This window comes from Devosia sp. (genome assembly GCF_017307565.1).
Lineage (GTDB): Bacteria > Pseudomonadota > Alphaproteobacteria > Rhizobiales > Devosiaceae > Devosia.
Window position 1 is genome coordinate 1 of the sequence record NZ_JAFKHD010000151.1, and the last position, 5779, is coordinate 5779.

The 5779-nt window shown below is 61.7% G+C and carries 4 protein-coding genes and 1 pseudogene; 3 read left to right on the forward strand and 2 right to left on the reverse strand.

Going from position 1 to position 5779, the window contains the following annotated elements; all coding sequences use genetic code 11:
* Positions 1–33: 33 nt before the first annotated feature.
* On the reverse strand, positions 34–693 hold the full coding sequence (locus J0I64_RS04095; protein WP_291406335.1) for an outer membrane protein: 660 nt from the start codon (positions 691–693) through the stop codon (positions 34–36).
* Between the two features lie 184 nt (positions 694–877).
* Here J0I64_RS04095 and J0I64_RS04100 point away from each other — a divergent pair, with 184 nt between their 5' ends.
* Positions 878–1168 (forward strand): hypothetical protein, encoded by a 291-nt coding sequence (locus J0I64_RS04100; RefSeq protein ID WP_291406336.1) that lies wholly within the window; start codon positions 878–880, stop codon positions 1166–1168.
* 807 nt (positions 1169–1975) lie between these two features.
* A complete protein-coding gene (locus tag J0I64_RS04105; RefSeq protein WP_291406337.1) occupies positions 1976–2749 on the forward strand; it encodes a hypothetical protein in 774 nt (257 codons plus the stop codon).
* 17 nt (positions 2750–2766) lie between these two features.
* Here J0I64_RS04105 and J0I64_RS04110 read toward each other — a convergent pair whose 3' ends face one another.
* Entirely contained in the window at positions 2767–5373 is a 2607-nt protein-coding gene (locus J0I64_RS04110) for a LuxR C-terminal-related transcriptional regulator (RefSeq protein ID WP_291406338.1), read from the reverse strand.
* Positions 5374–5543: 170 nt separating this feature from the next.
* On the opposite strand from J0I64_RS04110, the pseudogene J0I64_RS04115 reads away from it, so the two are divergent.
* Positions 5544–5779: pseudogene (locus J0I64_RS04115) on the forward strand (hypothetical protein); the annotation flags it as partial.

Sequence of the window (5779 nt, forward strand, 5' to 3'; positions counted from 1 at the left end):
GCCCATCGCACGTCACCCAGGGTGACGAAAACGTCAGTACTTGAAGTTCACACCAGTGCGCACAATGCTTGCCTTGGTCGTGACGTCAGCCGCTGCCAGACCAGCCGGGCCGGCAAAGTTCGCCTTGCCGAAGTCGGCATAGAGATATTCGGCCTTGAGCGTGATGTTGTCGGTCGCGGCGAATTCCACACCGCCACCGATCGTCCAGCCGACCGACACCTTGCTCTCGTCGTAATTGACACCGACGCCACTGATGGCGATGTGGTTATTCGCCACCGCCAGACCGCCCGTCACATAGGGCAGGAAGCGATCAGCAGCGAGGCCAACGCGACCGCGCAGCGTGCCGAACTGGTCAATGCTGAACGTGCCGGACGAGGCACCCAAAGCAGCGGTGTGCTTCACGCCGGAAAGCTGCAAGTCACCTTCAAGGCCGAGCACGACGCCGCCCAGATCGTGGTTGTAGCCAACCTGCACGCCACCCAGAAGTCCCTGCAGACGCTGCGTCGGGCCACCGGCCGTCATATCGGCCCAGCCATAACCAACGTTGGCACCGGCATAGAAGCCGGACCAGTTGAAGGCACTGGCGGGAGAATAAACTGCAGCAGCGGGCTTAAAGGGCGTCGAAAGATCGGCCGCCGAAACAGTGGTCACCGACAAAGCGGCAAAAGCCGCCGCGAATGCGAATTTATTCAATTGAGCCTCCAATATTGCGTATCGTACGAACACTAAAAGACGATCAAATCTAAATTTTTCTTGCAGCCGAACTGCTGACGGACAACGGGGTTAACGTTTCATTATCGGGGAAAAGCCAACCGCCGCCACGGGAACCACGGCGGGGTTCATCAGGTTTAGATGAACCGGCTCCGAGGGAAACACCATGAGCAGAATCATCTCCACCCATTGGATAAGCCTCGACGGCTTCATCTCCGGGCCCGCGGGTGAACTCGACTTCGTCCGCGGCGATGGCCAGTTAGCCGAATACGAAATCGGCCTCGTCAGCACCATGGGCCACCTGCTGTTCGGTCGAAAAACCTACGAACAGCTCTCGTTCTATTGGAGCCAGATCCCCGACAATCCCGCCGCCGCCGACTGGGAAAAGGTCTATGCCGACAAACTAAACCCGATGCGAAAAAGCGTCGTGTCGACCAGCCTGCGAACCGCCAGCTAGGCCGATAGCGACATCCTGCGCGACGCAGAATCGGTCGCCGATCTCAAGGCACGAGCGACAGGCGATATCCTGATCTACGGCAGCGCCACTTAATAGAATACGCAGGCGGCCCCGTCCTCAACATCAAGAAAGGATTTGCCGCCGCAGCGAAACGCGCAATGCTTCACGATATTACGCCGCACGACCTTCGCCATACAGCAGCGGTGTAGATGGCGGAAAGTGGCATTGCCATACCCGAAATCGCTCAGTTCTTGGGGCACTCAGACCCGCGGATAACCTACCGAATGTATGCTCGGTTCGGCCCCGAATACCTCCGGAAGGCGGCTTTGGCGCTAAACGTCTAGATAGCCATCTCCATAGCCGACACTCTGCTGGTCGCCACGACGACGCACCGCAGGGGTCGGCTATCGCGTCTTCTTCCCTTGCTCCAGATGCTCAGGGCTATGGCTGCCTCGGGGTGGTTTGCGGACTGGCGGCTTTGGGGCGGTATTTGAGGAAAGCGGACAACGGCGCTGATTTAGCTGTGGCTCCGCGTACGCCCATCAGCACGGAGACTGTCTTGGCTCATGCCTTTTTGCGGGACATGTACTGGCATCCTACTCCAGTCTAGAACCATGGCCTTTCGACTCTAAATTGCGTTTTCCCAGGTCGCCGTGCGGATGCATCCCCTTTTTGGGGGAGTGGCTCGTGTCGGGCACGCATTCTACTGCCTCCTAACGTTTCAGAAATTCGCCCGCAAAGCTTTCTCGATCGATGAAAAGTGGCCTCACGGCGAGGCACATGCCGGGCAAACTCGGATAGTTAGAAATGGCATCTCGGAAATTGCGCTTCTTCACATGGCTTACTCGAGCCAGACGATCAGCGCGCGCGCACCTCAATGCATCCACGCTCCTCGCTCCAATTGTCCTGGTGACTGGCCTGGTGCTACCGGTCCAGATAGCGAGCGCCTACAGCATCATCGAGACTGATCTCTATCAGATGGGGACCCTGCTCTGCCAAACCGCGCTCGATGACGGACCGAGTGGATTATTGGGCGGCACCGACCATCGCTCGGCTGTGGCGGCCGCCGACATCGATGAACCTGCATTCTGTGGCTGTGTGGGAATGGCATTCGTCTATTCCGGCCCGGACCAAACATCCGGAATTGAGCAGGTGGGCGACGAAATGTCTGATTTCGCCGCCCTTGCCGCTACCCTCAGAGACAGCCTCGATGTCTGCCTCGATCCCGGCGGTTTCTTCTACTCCTCTGCGCTTTTGGAACTCGATCTCGGCGCTGACGACGTCATAACCGAAGACGAATGCGCCTACGGTTGCCAAGATGGGCCGATCTGGGAGGACGAATGGGACAAGCTACAATGCGAATATGCCATCGACGGATGGGTTGAACACGCTGGATTCGACAGGGCCCGGGTTCAGGACTGGCTGGACGCTTCCGGAGCGAGCGCCGAGAGTCTTTGCACCTGCGTTGCCGGGCATATGGCGGAATATGCCCCGATCAGTGACGGCGATGTCTATTGGTCCCATCAGAGCAGAGCGATTGCTGCGTGCCAGGCAGCTATTTGGAAACGTCCGTTGCGATGAACGCGAAGACCAGGGCCTCAGACGATCAGCAGTTCACGGGCGCGCTGTATGGCCTGGGAGCGTGTCGTTACGCCAAGCTTTTCGTGGATCTTCTTGCGATGGCTCTTGACCGTGCCCTCGCTGATCTCGAGCCGGCTGGCAATCTCCTTGGCGCTAAAACCTTCGGCGATCAGGGCGATGATCTCGCTTTCCCGCGGGCTCAGGGCAAAATTGTCTGCGAGGTTCTGCGCCCCGCGCCGCGGCCTGTTCTGCGCCAATTGGGTGCCGCTTGCCGCCCCGCCTCCGGGCCGCAAGACGGATTTGACATAGGTGGCGAGGCCCGGGGCCGGATGGCGCCCATTGCGCAATGCCCAATCGAAAACCGCCAGCACCGCCTCGCGTGCATCAAGGATCCGACGCACGAGGCCGGACTGGCGGGCCAGCTCGACGCTTGCATGCATGTGCTCGACGGCCGCATTGAAGCGGCGCGCACCGAAGGCGGCCTGCATGGCGAGGACGTGAAAGCCGAGGCGCAGCCGATTGTCGGCATCGGCGAGGAATGACTTGTTGATCTGATCGAGCATGGCCTGAGCCTGTCGTGGCCGGCCGATGGCGAGCAGCAGTTCGGCAGCCTTCAACTGGGCCGGCACCTGCTGCACCAGCAGGTAGGGCGAGAGTTCCCTGCTGGTGAGGAGATCGGCCAGCGGCGCCTCATCCACCAAAGACTGGGCGGCACGCCAGTCGCCGGCGCGCAGGTGCTTGGCGAGGCGCGCAATAGCTAGGTGATTGCCTAGGCGTTGCAGGTTGCGCTGCCGGGCAAAGCCTTCGCCGGCGCGAATAAGCTTTTCGGCCACCTCAGGACCGTGCAAGAGGCTGGCCGCATCGGCGGCAATAGTAAAAGCTTCGGCATAGAGCCGGCCCCAACCATTGACGGCGTGGAGATACCCCAGCGCCGGTTGGAGCAGGGCCAGGGCCTGTTTGAGTTCGTTGTTTTCGTAGTGCAGCACGCCGCGCAGGATCTGGCTGGTCACCATCTCATAGCTGGCGCTACTGCCCTCGATGCTGGCAATGCGCATCGCGTCTTCGACGCAGAGCACCGCCTGTTCCAGTGTATCCTGCGCCAGAGCCGCGGCGGCCTGATGCAGGCGGATGAAGAGTGTCGCCTTGTAATTGCTGGCGACATCTAGGGCACTCATGCCCATGCTGCAGATAGCCGCGGCCTCGGCATGGCGGGAGAGATCGAGATAGAGGAAGGCCAGCACTGAGGCGATGCTGGCCGCAAGCACCGGTTCGCGGGCCATTTGCGCCGCAAGAGCGGCTTCAAGCCGGTCGATATCGGCTTCGGCCAACTCGACATCGTCGGCTGCCTTCAGCACCACGACCAGCAATGCGTACCAGCTCGACACCACTTCCGGGTCGGCATTGGCGCCAAGCCTGGTGAAATTGTCCGTAAGGGCCGCGGCACGCTCGAACGGCGCACGCACCTCGCGCTGACGGCCCTGGCGAATGCGGTAATAGACCTGTCCCAGAAAGGCGAGCGGAAGCTCCACGGCCCGCTCCGGCGCGATCGGGGCGCCGAGCGCGACATCGGGCCCGTCACCCGCATCGATCGAGATCGCCCCGGCATTCTCGACGATCCGCGCCGCGGTCGACCCATCGGCAAGGGCCACAGCATGACGCACAGCTTCGGTCGCATGGCCCTCGGCCTCGAACCAGGCAGCGGCGGCCATGCGCAATTGCTCGTAGCGACCGGGATCGGCCTGCCGGAAACGATGACGCAGATGGCAGCCAAAGGCGGGCTGGAAGGAGGCCCAGACCCGGGTCGCATCGACATGGCGCACGAAGAGATGGTGCTCGATCAGGGGCGCGATATCGGCCCACCGCCGCCCGCCCGGCGGAATGGCGGTCAGGGACTCTGGCGAAAAGCGTCTGAAAACGCTGATGTCGAAGAGCGCCTGCAGCGTGCCGGCCGGCAGGTCTGCGCAGATCACGCTGTCGAAATAAGCCGCCATGGCTGCGGGTATGGCGGTCGCCCCGGCTTTGTCATCGGCCAAGGCGAGGGCAGCATCTGCATCCATCGACAGCATGCGCAGGCCCGCTGCCCAGCCGTCGACGAACCTGTTGAGATGCTCGGCCTGCCGACGCGACAGGCGGATACCGAGAACCTGCCTGGCTTCGCTGTCATCGAGGCGCAGCTCTTGGGGGCCGACGACGTTGACCGCACCCCGCAAAAATCCTTGCTGGAAACCGGGGCCCGGCAAGGCGCGGCTGGCGGCGTAAAACCGGCGGCGCGGCGCCTCGAATAGCAGATGGTCGAGATGGTACCGCGCATGCGGCGTGGCGAGGTGATTGAGGCCATCGACAAAGACCGTGCCGGCGCTGTCCATGGCTGCCCCTAGCCGCGCCTTGAGAGTTTTGAGGTCGTTGTCTTCCGGGGTGAGCTCGAGCCAGGCGGCCTTATCGCCAGCGTCCCGGATCCGCGTCCACAGTGCCGACAGGGCAACCGTCTTGCCGCTGCCCGGCGGGCCCACCAGCAGCGTCGTCGTGGCGTCGGTTTCCAGCAGGGCCGCTTCCAGACCCTTACGAACAACGGGATTAAACAGCTGGACCGGCGGCGCGTCGAGGAGGGGTTTGGGCACTGGCATGCGACGGGTTCGACTGCTCCCAATGGACCGGCGGTCGCTCTTGAAAGGCCCGGTAGGCCCGAGTGTTACCGAGTGTTTCGCCCCGGCCATATCCCCCTTTTAGAGGGGTAGTTGCGGGCGCGGCTGTTCTTCTACTGCACGGTTCAATTCTGATCATCTGGTAAAAAATCGTGTCGCAGAAAACAATTACCCTTTCGTGGTTCGACCGCGTCAAACAGTCGTTCGGCGGTCTTGTCTTTGGTCTTGTGCTTGTTGTGGCCATGGTCGGCCTGCTGTTCTGGAACGAAGGACGCGCGGTACAGACCGAGCGATCACTGGCCGAAGGCGCCGGCCTCGTCGTCTCCGTCACTGCAAGCCCGCTCGATCCGGCCAATGAGAGCCGGCTGATCCATGTCACAGGACCACT

What these genes read in the sequence shown, in the direction of transcription:
- J0I64_RS04100 (WP_291406336.1), top strand. Translation starts at nt 878, where the DNA reads ATGAGCAGAATCATCTCCACCCATTGGATAAGCCTCGACGGCTTCATC.
- J0I64_RS04110 (WP_291406338.1), bottom strand. Translation starts at nt 5,373, where the DNA reads ATGCCAGTGCCCAAACCCCTCCTCGACGCGCCGCCGGTCCAGCTGTTT.
- J0I64_RS04105 (WP_291406337.1), top strand. Translation starts at nt 1,976, where the DNA reads ATGGCATCTCGGAAATTGCGCTTCTTCACATGGCTTACTCGAGCCAGA.